The sequence below is a fragment of the Plantibacter sp. RU18 genome, assembly GCF_050613355.1.
In the GTDB taxonomy this organism is placed as follows: Bacteria; Actinomycetota; Actinomycetes; order Actinomycetales; family Microbacteriaceae; genus Plantibacter.
On the sequence record NZ_CP159618.1, the window covers coordinates 712123 to 728117 of the forward strand.

At 69.0% G+C, this 15995-nt stretch carries 14 protein-coding genes; 12 read left to right on the forward strand and 2 right to left on the reverse strand.

The genetic code is table 11. The annotated features are described in order from the left end of the window. Nucleotides 1-7 precede the first annotated feature (7 nt). The 4 genes from ABMA10_RS03380 to ABMA10_RS03395 all read left to right on the forward strand — a co-directional run bounded on the left by ABMA10_RS03380 (nucleotide 8) and on the right by ABMA10_RS03395 (nucleotide 5402). The gene (locus ABMA10_RS03380) at nucleotides 8-934 is read left to right on the forward strand and encodes a 1,4-dihydroxy-2-naphthoyl-CoA synthase (RefSeq protein ID WP_347866861.1); all 927 of its coding nucleotides are present in this window, start codon (nucleotides 8-10) and stop codon (nucleotides 932-934) included. Further along, the gene (locus ABMA10_RS03385) at nucleotides 934-2085 is read left to right on the forward strand and encodes an AMP-binding protein (protein ID WP_347866862.1); all 1152 of its coding nucleotides are present in this window, start codon (nucleotides 934-936) and stop codon (nucleotides 2083-2085) included. The genes ABMA10_RS03380 and ABMA10_RS03385 overlap by 1 nt, the downstream gene beginning before the upstream one ends. A 102-nt stretch (nucleotides 2086-2187) precedes the next feature. Beyond that, complete coding sequence (locus ABMA10_RS03390) at nucleotides 2188-4329, forward strand: acyltransferase family protein (RefSeq protein WP_431031172.1); 2142 nt, start codon at nucleotides 2188-2190, stop codon at nucleotides 4327-4329. A gap of 38 nt (nucleotides 4330-4367) precedes the next feature. Further along, nucleotides 4368-5402: a 1,4-dihydroxy-2-naphthoate polyprenyltransferase gene (locus ABMA10_RS03395; RefSeq protein ID WP_347866864.1), complete on the forward strand. Its 1035-nt coding sequence runs from the start codon at nucleotides 4368-4370 to the stop codon at nucleotides 5400-5402. Here the strand turns inward: ABMA10_RS03395 and ABMA10_RS03400 are convergent. Then, entirely contained in the window at nucleotides 5343-5711 is a 369-nt protein-coding gene (locus ABMA10_RS03400) for a DUF4229 domain-containing protein (RefSeq protein ID WP_347866865.1), read from the reverse strand. The genes ABMA10_RS03395 and ABMA10_RS03400 overlap by 60 nt on opposite strands. Before the next feature lie 71 nt (nucleotides 5712-5782). Here ABMA10_RS03400 and ABMA10_RS03405 point away from each other — a divergent pair, with 71 nt between their 5' ends. Genes ABMA10_RS03405 through ABMA10_RS03415 form a run of 3 tightly spaced genes read left to right on the forward strand, consistent with a single transcriptional unit; the run spans nucleotide 5783 to nucleotide 8869 of the window. Beyond that, on the forward strand, nucleotides 5783-6205 hold the full coding sequence (locus ABMA10_RS03405; protein WP_347866866.1) for a PLD nuclease N-terminal domain-containing protein: 423 nt from the start codon (nucleotides 5783-5785) through the stop codon (nucleotides 6203-6205). Beyond that, on the forward strand, nucleotides 6202-7947 hold the full coding sequence (menD, locus tag ABMA10_RS03410; protein ID WP_347866867.1) for a 2-succinyl-5-enolpyruvyl-6-hydroxy-3-cyclohexene-1-carboxylic-acid synthase: 1746 nt from the start codon (nucleotides 6202-6204) through the stop codon (nucleotides 7945-7947). Before ABMA10_RS03405 ends, menD begins: the two co-directional genes overlap by 4 nt. 58 nt (nucleotides 7948-8005) lie before the next feature. Beyond that, a complete protein-coding gene (locus ABMA10_RS03415; RefSeq protein WP_431031173.1) occupies nucleotides 8006-8869 on the forward strand; it encodes a polyphosphate kinase 2 family protein in 864 nt (287 codons plus the stop codon). A gap of 157 nt (nucleotides 8870-9026) precedes the next feature. Here the strand turns inward: ABMA10_RS03415 and ABMA10_RS03420 are convergent, their stop codons facing one another. Further along, nucleotides 9027-10265, reverse strand: coding sequence for an isochorismate synthase (locus tag ABMA10_RS03420; RefSeq protein ID WP_347866869.1), 1239 nt, complete (start codon nucleotides 10263-10265; stop codon nucleotides 9027-9029). Between the two features lie 85 nt (nucleotides 10266-10350). On the opposite strand from ABMA10_RS03420, the gene ABMA10_RS03425 reads away from it, so the two are divergent. The 5 genes from ABMA10_RS03425 to ABMA10_RS03445 all read left to right on the forward strand — a co-directional run bounded on the left by ABMA10_RS03425 (nucleotide 10351) and on the right by ABMA10_RS03445 (nucleotide 15921). Beyond that, a complete protein-coding gene (locus ABMA10_RS03425) occupies nucleotides 10351-11055 on the forward strand; it encodes a demethylmenaquinone methyltransferase (RefSeq protein WP_431031174.1) in 705 nt (234 codons plus the stop codon). Nucleotides 11056-11205: 150 nt separating this feature from the next. Next, entirely contained in the window at nucleotides 11206-12765 is a 1560-nt protein-coding gene (locus ABMA10_RS03430) for an APC family permease (RefSeq protein ID WP_347866871.1), read from the forward strand. Between the two features lie 48 nt (nucleotides 12766-12813). Then, nucleotides 12814-13251: a hypothetical protein gene (locus ABMA10_RS03435; RefSeq protein ID WP_347866872.1), complete on the forward strand. Its 438-nt coding sequence runs from the start codon at nucleotides 12814-12816 to the stop codon at nucleotides 13249-13251. A 103-nt stretch (nucleotides 13252-13354) separates the two neighbouring features. Further along, nucleotides 13355-14416, forward strand: coding sequence for a polyprenyl synthetase family protein (locus tag ABMA10_RS03440; protein ID WP_347866873.1), 1062 nt, complete (start codon nucleotides 13355-13357; stop codon nucleotides 14414-14416). Between the two features lie 119 nt (nucleotides 14417-14535). Next, on the forward strand, nucleotides 14536-15921 hold the full coding sequence (locus ABMA10_RS03445) for an FAD-dependent oxidoreductase (RefSeq protein ID WP_431031175.1): 1386 nt from the start codon (nucleotides 14536-14538) through the stop codon (nucleotides 15919-15921). The last annotated feature ends 74 nt before the right edge of the window (nucleotides 15922-15995 follow it).

The window sequence follows — 15995 nt, forward strand, 5'->3', positions numbered from 1 at the left end:
TGGTGGCATGAGCGATCGTGTGTCCGAACTGTTCGATCCCGAGATCTGGGACGTCGTACCGGGGTTCGAGGACCTCACCGATCTGACGTACCACGTCGCCCACGAGGGCGGTTTCGTGCGCATCGCGTTCGATCGACCGGAGGTTCGCAACGCGTTCCGCCCGCACACGGTGGACGAGCTGTTCCGGGCACTCGATCACGCCCGTCAGAGCCCGACGGTCGGCGTGGTGCTCCTCACCGGGAACGGCCCGAGCGACAAGGACGGCGGTTGGGCGTTCTGCTCGGGCGGCGACCAGCGCATCCGTGGCCGGGACGGTTATCGCTACGCCAGCGACGACGCGTCCGGTGATGAGACGTCGACGGGGATCGACGCCGCCCGCAATGGGCGGCTGCACATCCTCGAGGTGCAGCGGCTCATCCGCTTCATGCCGAAGGTGGTCATCAACCTCGTCCCCGGGTGGTCGGCTGGCGGCGGGCACTCCCTCGGCGTCGTGTGCGACCTGTCGATCGCGAGCCGCGAGCACGCCAGGTTCAAGCAGACCGACGCCGATGTCGGATCGTTCGACGGCGGGTACGGCAGCGCCTACTTCGCCCGGCAGGTCGGCCAGAAGTTCGCTCGCGAGGTCTTCTTCCTCGCGCAGGAGTACGACGCAGAGCGAGCGCTGCAGGCCGGCGCGATCAACGCGGCGGTGCCGCACACCGAGCTCGAGCAGACGGGTGTCGAGTGGGCACGCACGATCATGGGGAAGTCGCCCACAGCGATCCGCATGTTGAAGTTCGCGTTCAACGCCGTCGACGACGGGATCGTCGGCCAGCAGGTGTTCGCCGGCGAGGCGACCCGTCTCGCCTACGGCACCGATGAGGCCGTCGAGGGACGGGACTCGTTCCTCGAGAAGCGCAAGCCGGACTGGTCTCCCTTCCCCTGGCAGTTCTGATGCCGCGCGCACTGCTGCCCGTCGCCGCCGACGCGTCCGTGATGCTCACGGCGTTGCGGTCGGCACTCGACGGGAGCGGCCCGGCCGTCCTCCCGCTGCAGGCCGGCACTCAGGCTGCGGCGATGACGGTCGATGAGCGCGTGGCGCTCGTGATCGAGACCTCGGGGTCGACGGGCGTCCCGAAGCGGGTCGCGCTGTCGGCCGAGGCGCTGCTCGCAAGCGCCGAGGGCTCGGCGGTCGCGCTCGGCGGTGCGCAGGCCGGCGTGCACTCGTCGCAATGGGTCCTCGCGCTGCCGACGCACTACATCGCCGGTGTGAACGTCCTCCTGCGCTCGATCGTCGCGGGAACGGAGCCGGTCGTCATGCCCGCGGGGTCGTTCGATGCCGAGACGTTCTGCCGACGAGTCGATTCGATCACCGCGGATACCGGGTTCGCCGCGCTCGTGCCGGCACAGTTGCAGCAGCTGGTCAACGCGGCGGAGGCCCGAGGCGCGGTCCGCGATGCGCTGACGAGCCTTGGCGGCCTCCTCGTCGGGGGGCAGGCGACGCCGACGGCGCTCCTCGACCGCTCGGCCGCACTCGGCATCCGTGTCGTCCGCAGCTACGGGTCCAGCGAGACCGCCGGCGGGTGCCTCTACGACGGCGTGCCCTTCTCCGACGTCGGGACGCGACTGGTCGACGGTGAACTGGAGCTCAGCGGCCCCGTGCTGGCGGAGGGGTACCTCGGCGAGTCCGACCGCACCGCGGCCTCGTTCCCGGTGCGAGACGGCGCCCGCTGGTACCGCACGGGTGACACCGCAGAGATCGTGGACGGCGTGGTGCGCGTGACCGGGCGTGCCGACAACGTCATCATCAGCGGTGGGATCAACATCTCGCTCGATCGGGTCCAGGCGGTCGTCCGCTCGGTGCGGGGTCTCGACGACGCGCTGCTCGTCTCCGTGCCGGACGAGCGTTTCGGTCAGGCCTCGGTGATCGTCGTCACCGGGTCTCCAACGAACGGCGACGATGCGCTGCTGCAGGACGCGCGGTCTGCGGTCGAGTCGGCGCTCGGGCGAGCGGCCAGACCCGCTCGGTTGTTCCGTGTCGGCGCCGTACCGCTGCTCGCCAGTGGGAAACCGGACATCGCGACGATCCGCACCCGGCTCGTCTGAGGAGTACCGGCACCGCGCACGGCACCGGTTTGCGGCATCACCGTCCGATACGGCAAGCTCTCCCATGCGTGTCGCCTGACGGCCGCAGCCGGGGGACGACAGGTGGCATCGACGACTGAGACGCAGGTCGCGCGCGCGTACCCCCGGGCCGGGTTCCGGGCGGACATCCAGGGCATGCGGGCGCTCGCCGTGATCGCCGTGATCCTCGCCCACACCACCGGTCTGCCGCTCGGCGGCTTCATCGGCGTCGATGTGTTCTTCGTCATCTCCGGATTCCTGATCACCGGGCTGCTGCTCCGAGAGCACGAACGCAGCGGCCGGATCTCGCTCGCCGGGTTCTTCGGTCGACGGATCAGACGGATCCTGCCGGCGGCGCTCGTCGTCCTCGTCGCGACGACCGCGCTCGCGTCCTGGCTGTTCAACACCCCGCGCGCGCTCGCCACGTGGTGGGATGCCGTCTCCGCCGCCCTCCTCGTCTCCAACTGGCGGTTCATGGCCGAGGGCACCGACTACTTCCACGCCGACGACGCGGTCTCACCGCTGCAGCATTTCTGGTCGCTCTCCATCGAGGAGCAGTTCTACCTCGTGTGGCCGGTGCTCCTCCTGGTGGTACTCGGCCTCGTATCCCGCGGAACACGCCCCGTCGTCCGCTCACGGATGGTCATCGGCGCGATCCTGCTCGTCGTCGTCGGCGTCTCGTTCGTGTTCGGCCTCCACCAGTCACAGTCGACGCCGCAGGCCGCGTACTTCTCGACCGGAGCGCGCGTGTGGGAGCTCGGCGCCGGCGCGCTGCTCGCGGTCGGTGCGCCGCTCCTGCGATCGCTGCCGACGGCCGTGCGGGTCGTGCTCGGCTGGGTCGGGCTCGGCGGCGTCGTGGCCTCCGCCCTGCTCGTGTCAGGGGCGTCGGGTTTCCCCGTGCCCTGGGCGCTCGCACCGGTCGGTTCGGCGATGCTGCTGATCGCGGCCGGGACCGGTGCAGGTGCCGCGTACGACCGGTGGCTCTTCCCGATCACGAACCGGTTGAGCGCGGGCATCGGAGCGATGTCCTACTCGCTCTACCTCTGGCACCTCCCCATCCTCGTCTTCATCCCGATGCTGGTGCCCGACACCGTCCTGAGCAGCATCCCCGGCCTCCTGGCGGCTACGTTCTGCGTGTCCCTGCTCTCCTACCTGCTCATCGAGCAGCCGCTGCACCGTGCGCCGTTGCCCGGTTCGTTCCGCGGCGACGCAGCCGGTCGGCGAGCAGCGTGGAGCAATTGGCGCGAGCGGTTCGCCGCCCAGTACCTGTACTCGGCGGTGGGGGTCGTGATCGTCGCCGGGCTCGCCGTGATCGTGCTCGGCCCGGCACTCCGGATGCCCGTGGCCGCGGGAGGTCCGGCCGCCGTCGCGACCTCGACAGGAGACCCGCTGGCGGGGATCGCCGAGGAGCTGCACCTCGCGACCGAGGCGAGCAGCTGGCCGGGTGACCTCTCGCCGAGCCTCGACGACGCGATCACGGCGACGTCGAGCACCAATCCGGCTCGGGCATGCTTCGACATCGGTCCGACCCCCGACGTCGCTTCGTGCACCTGGGGCGACACAGCGGCGCCGAAACACCTGTACCTCGTCGGTGACTCGACAGCGCTCGCGTACGCTCCCGCCTTCCGCGCCATCGCCGACCAGAGCGGAGGCGCCGTCCGGGTCACCACCATCGGTCTCTACGGCTGCCGGTTCACGGCTGACCTCATCCAGAACAGCGGGTCGGGTGTGATGGACGATTGCCCCACACGCAAACACGACATCGCCGAACGCATCGCCGCTGAGCAGCCGGACCTCGTCATCGTCTCGAACGCGTTCGCTGCGGGACGGACCGCCGACGGCCGTACCTTCGACGCCGCGGCCATGATGGCTTCGACACTCGCTGAGACGGCCGACTTCGATGTCGCGGGCCGGGTCGTGTTCCTGGCCCCGCCACCGCTCGGAGCCGATCTCGGCACCTGTTACTCGAGGGTGTCGAGTCCGCAGGACTGCACCGTCGGCATCGACGAGGCTTGGACGGCGTTCGCCACCGCCAACGAGGCCGCCGCGGCTGCGGCCGGTGAACGCTTCGTCTCGTCGCTGCCCTTCAGCTGCGTCGACGCCCGCTGCCCGGCGTTCGCCGGGACCACGCCGACGAAGTACGACAGCGTGCACATCACTCCGGCGTTCGCGGAACACATCGCTCCGGCCATCCGACAGACGTTGGCGGCCGTCGGCGCCCTGTGATCGGCCCCGGTCGAGCGTCCGCGAGTAGACTCGCCGTCGTGGCAAGTGGAGCACGGCCGACAGCGCCGAAACAACAGACGAAGACCCAGCAGCGCACCCTCGCGGGGCGTGGAGCGCACGGTGGACGATCCGGCAACCCCGCTCGGAGCGGGGGTCGCAATGCGCCGCCCGTCCGCACGGCGACGTTCGGCGATTGGGTCGGTGCAGCGCGCATCCGGACACTGCCGATGGCGATCGCTCCCGTCCTCATCGGAACCGGTGCGGCCTCCATCATCGCGGGTCCGGGCGTCTACCACCCCATCCGCGCGTTGCTCTGCCTGATCGTCGCGCTCGCGCTGCAGATCGCGGTCAACTACGCGAACGACTACTCCGACGGCATTCGCGGCACGGACGACCTCCGCGTCGGTCCCAGCCGACTGACCGGTTCCGGCGCGGCGAAGCCGAAGGCGGTTCTCACCGTCGCGCTCGTCTTCTTCGGTATCGCAGCGGTCGCCGGCGTCATCCTGACGATCCTCACCCAGTTCTGGTGGCTGCTCGCGGTGGGTGCGGTCGCGATCATCGCCGCATGGTTCTACACGGGCGGCAAACGTCCGTACGGGTACTTCGCACTCGGCGAGGTGTTCGTCTTCGTCTTCTTCGGGCTCGTCGCGACGCTCGGGACGACCTTCGTCCAGGTCGGCCGACTCAACCAGGAGGCCTGGTTCGGTGCCGTCGGCGCCGGCCTCATCGCATGTGCAGCCCTGGTCGTCAACAACCTGCGCGACCTCGCGCAGGACAAGGCCGTCGGCAAGCGGACGCTGTCGACCATCGTCGGGCGCATCGCGTCGAAGGTGCTCTACTGCGTCCTGCTGCTCGTACCGTTCGTCATCGCCGGGTTCCTGGCGTTGTTCTACCCGGTGGCGTGGCTGACCATGTTCGCCCTGCTGGCGGCGATCCCGGCGTGCGTCATCGTGCTCTACTCGACAACGCCGAAGGAGCAGATCCTCGCGCTGAAGCTGACGGGCCTCGTGCAGCTAGCGTTCGGTGTGATCCTCGGACTGGCGTTCTGGTACACGCCCGGCATCGGCAGCTGACGCGGTTTCGCCGACCGGGACGTCCGACGCGGCTGTCCCAGCGGTCGTCGCGTCGAGAGCCGCATCCTCGGAGTCCTCGTCGTCGTGAGGGACGGGCTTGTCGCCGTGGCGGCGCTCGAAGAGCTCCTGTGCGACGGTCTCGCGCGGCGTCCGCAGGAAGATGTACGAGACGCACAAACCGATGATCGCGGCGATGATCGCGGCGATCCAGGGCTGCAACCCCGTGAGGAAGACGAGGAGCAGGAGCGGCACCACGAACGCCAGCAGGCGGAGCACGGTGTAGCGGATGGCAGCGGGAATGCGATTCACCAGTCAAGTGTAGGCGCCGAGCCTGAGGGCAACCCCAGCCAATCGCGTCACCTGGCGTTTACGATGGGTACATGGTTCGTCTCTGGATCGGCCTCGCCGTCGCGGCAGTCGTCTTCATCGTGTATTCGGTGGTGGACTGCGCAACGATGCCGCGCGACCGCGTCCGGGGCATCTCCAAGACCTCCTGGATCTTCGCGATCCTCCTCCTGCCGGTCATCGGCGGACTCCTCTGGTGGATCATCGGCCGCGTCCGCGCCCCGAAGGCGGCCCCGCGCGGCTCCGCTCCCGACGACGATCCGGACTTCCTGAAGAAGCTGGACGCCGAGCGAGCGCAGTCCAAGCGGATCCGCGACCTCGAGGACGAACTGAAGCGCTTCGACGACGAACCGGGTGGCGGCACCGACGCCGAACCGCACGGTGACACCTCTCCCGGCTCCGACACCCCGGACGACGGCCCCGGCCGGAAGCCACCTGGCGCCCCGAGCGCCTCGTGAGCACGCCCGACCGCCCCGGACCTGATCGTCCGGTGGTCTCGCCGAGCCACGCGAGCACGTTCGCGGCCACCTTGCTCGACGCCCTCGTCGCCGCCGGCGTCTCCGACGTCATCGTCTGCCCCGGTTCCCGGTCGCAGGCGCTCGCGCTCGCAGCCGCCGAACTCGCGGCGACGGACGCCCTCACCCTCCACGTGCGGATCGACGAACGGGTCGCCGGCTTCCTCGCGCTCGGACTCGGCGTCGAGACCAGCCGTCCCGCCGTCGTGATCACGACCTCGGGCACCGCGACCGCGAACCTGCACCCGGCGGTGCTCGAGGCGCACCACTCCGGGGTACCGCTCATCGTCCTCACCGCTGACCGGCCGGCGGAGGCCCACGGCATCCGCGCGAACCAGACCACGAGGCAGGACGACCTCTACGGCTCGGCATCACGACTGTCCGTCGACCTCGACGCTCCGAACGGTGCCGACGGTGAGCAGCTCGCCGCCGTCGAACTCGCCGAGCGCGCCTACCGCGCTGCCACCGGGGCCGTCGATCCCGGGCCGGTCCATCTGAACCTCGCGTTCCGGGAGCCGCTCTCCGGACCGCTCGCGCCCCGCTCCATCGAGGTCACCGATCGGATCGCCGCACTGGCGGTCGCGCCTTCGACCGCCCCGTCCACCCTCCGTTTCCCTGAGCGTCATCACCTCGTGCTCGAACGCGGCCCTCGGACGCTCGTCGTCGCGGGGCACGGCGCAGGTCCCGCGGCCGAGCAGCTCGCAGCCGACGGCGGCTGGCCGCTCATCGCGGAGGTCTCGAGCGGCTCGCGCTTCGGGCGGAACGTCGTCATCGCGTACCGTGAGCTGCTGCGCGAGGACGACTACCGTGCAGCGGTCGAGCGTGTCGTCGTCTTCGGTCACCCCACCTTGAGTCGCGAGGTGCCTGCGCTCCTGCAGCAGCCGGGCGTCGAGACGGTCATCGTCGCCCCCACCGGTGCGGAGGTCTACAACCCCGGCCGTCTCGCCGATCGCATCGTGTCCTCGATCGAGGTCGCCGCGGGGCCGGCCGATCGTGCTTGGCTCGGTGCCTGGGTGGTCGGCTCCCGCGAACGCGTGATCGATCCCTCTCCGGCAGCTCCCGATCTCGACGGGCTCCACTCGAACACCCCTGCCGAGCGGCTCGCCTCGGTCCGCGCCGAGCTCGACGCCGTCCGCCTCCCGGTGACCCGCGAGCTCCTCGTCGACGCCGTGTGGCGTGCGACCTGGCCGCACGACCGCTTGATCGTGGGCGCATCCCGCCTCATCCGGGTGGCCGACGGACTCGTACCCGGTCGCAAGATCAGCGTCCATGCGAACCGCGGGCTCGCAGGCATCGACGGAACCATCGCCACGGCGACAGGCATCGCGCTCGCGAGTCAGGCGGCGGGCGGTCCGGGCGTCACGCGGGTGCTCCTCGGCGATCTCGCCTTCCTCCACGACGTCGGCGCGCTGCTCCTCGACGACGATGTGCAACCCCGCCTGCAGGTCATCGTCGGCAACGACGGTGGCGGGACGATCTTCGATGCGCTCGAGGTCGCCCAGTCGGCCCAGCCTTCACTGTTCGACCGCGTGCAGTACACGCCGCAGCATGTCGGCCTCGAAGCGCTTGCGACGGCCTACGGCTGGCAGTACCGCAGGGCGACCACGAGGGTCGAGCTCGACCAGGCGTTCACGGCGCCGGTCACGGGCCCCGTGCTCATCGAGGTCCCTCTGCCGCGCGGCTGAACGGCGCGGCACGTCCAAGCCCTCGACTTCTGCACCGCGCAGCGACCAGAATGGGCGGATGACGGCATCGAAGCACGAATCGTCCTGGTCGACACCTCCCCGCGACACCCTCCGGGTCGGTGAGGGGTTCCGGCTCTCCGACGTCGATCCGGAGTCGACACCCGGGTTCGATGGCGGGAAGAAGCATGGTGAGCGCGAACTCGCCGCGGGCGTCCCGGCGTTGTCTGCCCTCCAGGAGCGGCTCTTCGCAGCCAGCACCCAGGGCGCGCCGGACGCCGTGCTGCTCGTGCTGCAGGCCATGGACACGGCGGGAAAGGGAGGCATCGTCCGGCATGTGGTCGGTGCCGTCGACCCGCAGGGCGTCCACCACTACGCCTTCAAGAAGCCGACACCGGAGGAGCTCGCACACGACTTCCTCTGGCGGGTCGAGTCGCACGCCCCGACGCCCGGACAGATCGGCGTGTTCGACCGCTCGCACTACGAGGACGTGCTGATCGGTCGCGTCCGCCAACTCGCTCCGGCGGAGGAGATCGAACGCAGGTATGGCGCGATCAACGACTTCGAAGCGCGCCTGCTCGGCCGTGGTACCCGCCTCGTCAAGGTGATGCTGCAGATCAGCGCCGACGAGCAGAAGGCCAGACTCGCCGAGCGCCTCGAACGCCCGGACAAGCACTGGAAGTACAACCCGGGTGATGTGGACGAGCGGGAGTTGTGGCCCGCGTACCAGGATGCCTACCAGCTCGTCTTCGACCGGACGAGCACCGCTGCTGCTCCGTGGCACGTCATCCCGGCGAACCACAAGTGGTACGCGCGCGCCGCCGTGCAACGACTGCTCCTCGACGCGCTCGAAAGCATCGATCCGCAGTGGCCGCCGGCCGACTACGACATCGCCGTCGAACAGGCCCGCCTAGCCGCCACCTGACGCCCACTGCACTCTTCAGAATTCAGGGAATCCGACTGGATTCGGCGCCGGATGTCCTATTTCCGCGAGAAACTGCGGCGAGTTGCTCACCCGCGCGACAGATTCCCTGAATTCTGAAGATGGGGTCAGGTGAAGATGGGGTCAGGTGAAGATGGGGTCAGGCGAATGCTTCGACGATGGGGCGGAACTTCATCTTCGTCTCGATCAGTTCGGATGCAGGGTCGGAGTCCGCGACGATGCCGCAGCCGGCATACGCGGTGATGTCGCCGTCGGGTGCGATCTGGGCGCAGCGCAGGGCGACCGCCCATTCCCCGTCGCCTGAGGCGTCGACCCACCCGACCGGACCGGCGTAGCGACCGCGGTCGAAGGGTTCCAGCTCACGGATGAGTGACAGCGCGTCCAGGGTCGGCGTTCCGGCGACGGCAGCCGTGGGGTGCAGTCCGTCGATGAGGTCGAGCGAGGACGAGCCGTCGGAGAGTCTGCCCGAGATGTCGGTCGCGAGGTGCCAGAGGTTCGGCAGCTTGAGCGTGAACGGCATCTCGCTGCGGCTGAGCTGCGGGGTGTGCGCCTGCAGGGCGTTCACCACGGACTGCACGGCGAACTGGTGTTCGTCCTGGTCCTTCGCGCTCGTCGCGAGCGCGACCGCCTGATCGTGGTCGCTGTCCGCGTCGGACCCGCGCGAGATCGTTCCGGCGAGGACGCGGGCGGACACGGAGCCGCGGTCCACTCGGACGAGCGTCTCCGGGCTCGAACCGATGAACCCGTCGACCGCGTAGGTCCAGCAGTCGGGGTAGCCGAGCGCCAGATCGAAGAGGACCCGGCGGAGATCCGCCCCGGCCGGGAGGTGTCCGGTGAGGTCGCGGGCCAGCACGACCTTGCTGAGGGCGCCGGACTGGATGCGCGCGACGGCCCGAGCAGCGGCATCCACGTATCCGTCCCGTGTCTGATCGCCGGGGACGAGCTGGATGCGGTACTCGGGCCCGTATCCGGTGCTGGACGGTTCGATCGGCGTCGGGCCGCCATCGAGTGATATCCGGGTGATGAAGCTGGTGTCCTCGTAGCGGCCGATGATGGTGCGCGGGACGATGAGCACGCTCGTCGCGGACGACTCGTCGTCGAAGGCGAAGGTGCCGAAGGCCACCAGGCCGGTGCCGGGGCGTCGGACGTGGTCGGTGACGCTCGCGGCCGCTGCCACCTCGCGCCAGGCGGCTGCGGCGCGGGTGAAGCGGTCGGGCCCCGTGAACTCGAGACGGAGCGCCTCGCCGAGACCCACCATGCCCTGTCCCTTCCGTACCCAGAGGAGCGGCGCCGTCTGATCGGCGAAGGGGAGGAGCTGGCGCGGGTCGTCGATCGCGACGGTCTGGGCGACCAGTGACGAGGTCAGGGGAATGGTCACCTCCCAACCCTACGCCTGTGCGACGGCGCACCCTCCCCAGCCCGCTCACGGGCTCCGACCGGTGGCGCCGACGTAGGATGGAGGGGTGAACCACGCCGACCTCTCCAAGCAGCCCGAGCAGGTCTCGGCCATGTTCGACGACGTCTCGACGAAGTACGACCGCATGAACGCGGTCCTCTCCGTCGGCAACGACGCCCTGTGGCGGATCGCGACCACGCGTGCCGTCGGCCCGGCCTCCGGCGAACGCATCCTCGACCTCGCAGCGGGCACCGGCACGTCGTCTGCGTCGCTCGCGAAGAACGGCGCCCAGGTGGTCGCCGCCGACTTCTCGCCCGGCATGATCGCCGTGGGCCGCGAGAAGTACGCGGACCGTTCGGACATCCAGTTCGTCGAGGCGGACGCCACGAAGCTCCCGTTCGCCGACGAGGAGTTCGACGCGACGACCATCTCCTTCGGCCTGCGCAACGTCGTCCGTCCGAAGGACGCACTCGCCGAGATGCTCCGCGTCACGAAGCCCGGTGGACGCATCGTCATCTGCGAGTTCTCGACGCCGACGCTCGCCCCGATGCGCGCGGCCTACAACCTCTACCTCGACAGGGTGATGCCGCTCGTCGCGGGCATCGCGTCCTCGAACGCCGAGGCGTACACCTACCTCAACGACTCGATCCGCGCCTGGCCGACTCAGCCGGAGCTCGCGTCCTGGCTCCGTGAAGCCGGGTACGAGCAGGTCGCCTATCGCAACCTCACGGGCGGCATCGTCGCGCTGCACCGCGGACTCCGGCCCGCCTGAATCAGATCGCGCGTCGCGTCTCATCTCGATACTCGCCTTCAGGATCAGCTGCTGATCTCGTTGTCCGGATCCCACCTGAGCGACTGATTCCGTAGTCCCTCCCGGATGGGAGCATTGACACACAGGGTCGCGTGGCCCTACCGTTCCGTCATGACAGCACATGAAACGGACCGTGCAGCGCAGCCCGGCCCCTCGACCGGTGGCAAGGGTCTCGCCACGGGCACGCTCGGCCTGTTCGGCTCGGTCGTCATCGGACTCGCCTCGACGGCCCCGGTGTACTCGCTGGTGGCGACCCTCGGTTTCGTGGTGCTCGCGGTCGGTGCGCAGGCGCCGATCGCGTTCATCGTGGCGTTCATCCCCATGCTGTTCATCGCCTTCGCCTACCGGGAACTGAACCGTGACGTCCCCGACTGCGGGACCACGTTCACCTGGGCGACGAAGGCGTTCGGCCCGGTCACGGGCTGGATCGGAGGCTGGGGTGTCGCCCTCGCAGGCATCGTCGTGCTCGCGAACCTCGCCCAGATCGCCGGACAGTACCTCTGGCTGCTCATCGGCGACGGTTCGCTCGCCTCGAACGTGCCCCTCGTCACCGCGACCGGGGTGGTGTTCATCGCACTCATGACCTGGGTGTCCTACCGCGGGATCGAGCTGGGGGAGAAGATCCAGAACATCCTCCTCGCGGTCCAGTATCTGGCGCTCGTGCTCTTCGCCGTCTTCGCCTTCATCGGGGCCGCCAACGGTTCTGCGCCGAACGCGACGGCGGTCTCGCTCGACTGGTTCAACCCGTTCGCGTTCACGGACTTCCACGCCTTCACCGAAGCGGTCCTCCTCGCGCTGTTCATCTACTGGGGCTGGGACACCTGCCTCGCCCTGAACGAGGAGACGAAGGACCCGCAGAAGATCCCTGGCCGTGCAGCCCTCATCTCCACGGTGATCCTGCTCGTCACCTACGTCACGGTCACGGTCGCAGCGATGGTCTACGCGGGTCTCGGTGAGACCGGCGCCGGTCTCGGCAACGAGGACAACGCGAACGACATCTTCCTGGCGCTGAAGGACCTCATCCTCGGGCCGTGGGCGTGGATCCTCGTCGTCGCCGTGCTGATCTCCGCCGTGTCGTCGACGCAGACGACGATCCTGCCGACGGCGCGAGGAACGCTCGCGATGGCGGCGTACAAAGCGCTGCCGAAGCAGTTCTCGACCGTGCATCCGACCTTCAAGACGCCGTCGTTCTCGACGCTCGTCATGGGCATCGTCGCGATCGTCTACTACGTGGGAATGACCTTCGTCAGTGAGAACATCCTCGCCGACTCGATCCTGTCGCTCGGCCTCGCCATCGCGTTCTACTACGGCATCACCGGTTACGCGTGCGTCTGGTATTTCCGGAAGGTCCTCTTCCGCTCGGCGCGGGACTTCGTCTTCAAGGGGCTGTTCCCGCTGCTGGGTGCCCTCATGCTCACCTTCGCGTTCGTGCAGAGCTGCATCGACATGTTCGACGTGGATTACGGGTACACCGTGCTCTTCGGGGTCGGCGGGACCTTCGTGATCGGGGTGGGCTCGTTGGCGTTCGGTTTCGTGCTCATGCTGCTCTGGTACACCCGCAAGGCGTCGAAGCCGTTCTTCCGCGGAGAGAGCCTCAACCGCGACACCGAGGTGCTCGTGCCCGAGGACCCGGCCGAATACGGTCGGTCCGTCGATGGCGGGCTCACCTGAGGGTTCCGCTCACCTGACGCGCCCAGGCGGGGCGGGCATACTTGAGGCATGTTGGACAACCTGCCTGGCGGCCCGTGGCTCTGGGGCATCGCGATCGTGGGCCTCGTACTCGTCGTCATCCTCATGAACGCCCGGCGGGCGAAGTCGGCCTTCGCGAAACCCTACGAGCGCTACGACACCACGGAGATCCCACCGGACACCCCGGGAACCCGTGACTTCATCGTCCGCGACGATGCGACGGGTGCGCGTCTGCAGTTCGTCGTCTCGGGTCCCTCGGCCCGCATCGAGATGCTCGTCGTGCCGCCGAAGCACCTCGGTACGGGCGTCGAGGCCGGGCTGTTCCGGGCCGCACTCCCCGCCGCCCAGGGCGTCGACGCCTGGACCTGGCCGCCGTTGAACGGTGACGGGTACACGATGCTCTTGGAGCTCGCCCACGAGTTCCCGCACCTCGCGTTCTACGACTCGGACGGCATCCAGCTGAGATGACGACCGCATTGTGGTCCGACCACAGCTGCGAATCGGCCGGTACGAGTCCATGGATTCCCCGGCTCGCGCGCAGGGGAGCGGCCGCCACGGCTAGGCTAGACCTGTGAATCCCAGCGCGACCCGCCGTGTCAGCAGCCTGACCAGTCAGGCCGGGCTGGCCGAACGCATGTTCGCGACCGGTGCGGACCGGAAGCTCGCGAAGACCATCGACGACGGCGTGGCACGCCTCGAGGTCGGTCTCGAGGAGCAGCTCGGCTTCACGGACGACCTTGTCGACGTCACCGCGCGGTACCTCCTCGAGGCCGGCGGGAAACGCGTCCGTCCGTTGCTCACCATGCTCATCGCCCAGCTGGGAGACGGCATCACCGAGCAGGTGCTGCAGGCGGCCGAGGCCATCGAGATCACGCACCTCGGCTCGCTGTACCACGACGACGTCATGGACGACGCGGACAAGCGTCGAGGTGTGCCGAGCGCCCACCAGGTGTTCGGCAACAACACCGCGATCCTCACGGGCGACCTGCTGTTCGCCCGGGCGAGTCAGATCATGGCCGACCTCGGTGAGCGCGCGATCCGGATCCAGGCCGCCACGTTCGAACGCCTCGTGCTCGGGCAACTGCACGAGACCACCGGCCCGCGCCAGGGCCAGGACGAGGTCGAGCACTACATCCAGGTCCTCGCTGACAAGACCGGGTCGCTCATCGCGGCGGCCGCCCGCAGCGGCGTCATCTTCTCCAACGCGCCTGCCGAGTACGAGGGTGCCGTCGTCGAATTCGGCGAGAAGGTGGGCATCGCCTTCCAACTCATCGACGACGTCATCGACCTCTCCCCACAGCCCGAGGAGACCGGAAAGGTCCCCGGCACCGACCTGCGCGCCGGCGTCGTGACGCTCCCCATGCTGTACCTGCGTCGCGAGGCTGCGACCGACGCCGAGGCGGCCGCGCTCGTCACACGCCTCGACGAAGCGGCGGCCGAGACGGACCACGATCCGATCCGCTTCGCAGCACTCGTCGCCACCCTGCGCGACCACGCCGTCACCGCTCGCACCTTCGCCCAGGCGCAGCAGTGGTCGCAGGAGGCGATCGACGCACTCGCGCCGTTGCCGGACGGCTCGGTCAAGAAGGCACTCGTGCACTTCGCGAAAGCGATCGTCGACCGACGCAGCTGATCCGGCGTCGCGCCGGGCCGCGAGGATTCCGGAAAGCGCGGGCCCGGCGAACGCAGCACGGTCGGAGTGCTCCTCCACCTACACCCGGAACCCCTCGCGGGGACACGAAAGGAACCACCGTGACCAAGCTCAGGCTGGCCATCGTCGGAGCAGGACCGGCCGGCATCTACGCGGCAGACATCCTCCTCAAAGCGGAACGGAAGTTCGACGTCTCGATCGACCTCTTCGAGCAGCTTCCCGCGCCCTACGGCCTCGTCCGCTACGGCGTCGCCCCCGACCATCCGCGCATCAAGGGCATCATCAACGCACTCCGCGACGTGCTCGACCGCGGCGACATCCGCATCTTCGGCAACGTCCGGTTCGGCACCGACATCACCCTCGACGACCTCAAGCAGCACTACAACGCGGTCATCTTCTCGACCGGCGCCGTCCAGGACGCCCCGCTGGCCATCCCGGGGATCGAGCTCGACGGCTCCTACGGGGCGGCAGACTTCGTGAGCTGGTTCGACGGCCACCCCGACGTCCCGCGCACCTGGCCGCTCGAGGCCGAGTCGATCGCCGTCATCGGCAACGGCAACGTCGCCCTGGATGTCGCGCGCATGCTCGCCAAGCACCCGGAGGACCTCCTCCCGACGGAGATCCCGGCGAACGTCCATGAGGGGCTTGTGCAGTCGCCCGTCACCGACGTCCACGTGTTCGGTCGCCGAGGGCCGGCGCAGGTCAAGTTCACCCCGCTGGAGCTCCGCGAACTCGGTGAGCTGAACGACGTCGACATGATCCTCCACGACGAGGACTTCGACTACGACGAGGCGTCGAAGGCGGCGGTCGCGAGCAACAAGCAGGTCATGGTCATCGACCGTGTGCTGCAGCAGTGGCGTACGCGCGAGGTCGGTCAGGCCTCCCGCCGGCTGCACCTCCACTTCTACGCGAAGCCGCTCGAGGTCGTCGACGGCGGCGACGGCCGGGTGTCCGCGTTCCGGTACGAGCGCACGCGTCCCGACGGAGAGGGAGGCGTCGAGGGGACGGGCGAGATCCGTGAGCTCCCGATCCAGGCGATCTACCGCGCCGTCGGATACTTCGGCAGCCCGCTGGACGGTGTCCCGTTCGACAAGAAGCACGGCGTCATCCCGAACCATGAGGGCAAGGTGCTCCACAAGCGCAGCAACGAACGCGTGCCAGGCGTGTACGCCACGGGATGGATCAAGCGTGGCCCGGTCGGCCTCATCGGCCACACGAAGTCCGACGCGATGGAGACGATCAGCCACGTCATCAACGACCAGGCGGACTGGTGGGCGCCTGCTGATCCGAGCGAGGAGTCGGTCGTCGCCCTGCTGGAGGCTCGCGGTGTCGAGTACACCGATCTCGCTGGATGGCATCATCTCGATCAGCACGAGATCGCGCTGGGCGAACCGCACGGTCGCGCGCGCATCAAGGTCGTCCCGCGCGAGGAGATGGTGTCGATCTCGCGGGCGACGGACCCCGCCACAGACGCGCCGTCCGCCTGAGTCGTCGGCTCGGATGCCGCAGGGTCTCGTACCGGCTCTGCGGCATCTGAGGTTCCGACCCCCTGTTCGAGGTG